The 360-nt window shown below is 47.2% G+C and carries 1 protein-coding gene; it reads left to right on the top strand.

Translation table 11 applies throughout. From position 1 onward, the window contains the following. The coding region (locus AAEY79_RS14280; RefSeq protein ID WP_352288911.1) for a dihydrodipicolinate reductase C-terminal domain-containing protein at window positions 1-161 on the top strand (161 nt) is incomplete at its 5' end. Between the last annotated feature and the right edge of the window lie 199 nt (window positions 162-360).

Genomic DNA, 360 nt, shown 5'->3' with positions numbered 1-360 from the left:
ATACGGTGATGTTTATCGCTGATGGGGAAGTCGTTGAAATTACCCACCGCGCGCGCGTGCGCATGACCTTTGCCGCTGGTGCTGTACGTGCCGCTACTTGGATCGTGCAGCAACCTGTTGGGCAATATGACATGCAAGATGTGCTTGGATTAAATGATTAGGTTGCTCTAAAGCATATTTGGTTATTTACGATAAGGAGCTGATCATGGGCACTAGAAAATCCCCTGCTTTCCTAGCGGATACGGTATCTCATGCACGTTGGCTAATAATAAGCCTGACTCTATTTTCCATTATTGCTCAAGCAGCGCCTTATAACATCTATGTGATTGCCACTTATGGTGGTGGTGCCCTGTTACCGAC

This window comes from Psychrobacter sp. GW64-MNA-CIBAN-0177 (genome assembly GCF_040309585.1).
GTDB lineage: Bacteria > Pseudomonadota > Gammaproteobacteria > Pseudomonadales > Moraxellaceae > Psychrobacter > Psychrobacter okhotskensis.
The sequence above is the reverse complement of the archived record's forward strand: the minus strand, read 5'-3'. Positions and strand labels throughout refer to the sequence as shown.